The organism is Streptomyces sp. NRRL F-5727 (assembly GCF_000719555.1).
Lineage (GTDB): Bacteria > Actinomycetota > Actinomycetes > Streptomycetales > Streptomycetaceae > Streptomyces.
On the sequence record NZ_JOGX01000166.1, the window covers coordinates 1 to 397 of the forward strand.

The 397-nt window shown below is 72.3% G+C and carries 1 protein-coding gene; it reads right to left on the reverse strand.

Going from position 1 to position 397, the window contains the following annotated elements:
* Positions 1-397, reverse strand: a 397-nt coding sequence (locus IF73_RS0137190; protein ID WP_031016014.1) for a methionine adenosyltransferase domain-containing protein, incomplete at both ends; no start/stop codon positions are given.

Genomic DNA, 397 nt, shown 5'->3' on the forward strand with positions numbered 1-397 from the left:
CGGGCGCTTGAGGTCGAGGTCGCGGATGATCGCGGCCGGCCGCAGGTCGAAGACCTGGGTGACGGCGTGCTGGATCCGGTCGACGGGGACGGTCTCGGTGCCGAAGGTCTCGACGAACAGACCGACCGGCTCCGCCTTGCCGATCGCGTACGCGACCTGCCCCTCGCAGCGGCGCGCGAGACCCGCCGCGACCACGTTCTTCGCGACCCAGCGCATCGCGTACGCCGCCGAACGGTCCACCTTGGAGGGGTCCTTGCCGGAGAACGCGCCGCCACCGTGCCGGGCCATGCCCCCGTACGTGTCGATGATGATCTTCCGGCCGGTCAGGCCGGCGTCGCCCATCGGGCCGCCGACCTCGAACCGGCCGGTCGGGTTGACCAGCAGCCGGTAGCCGTCC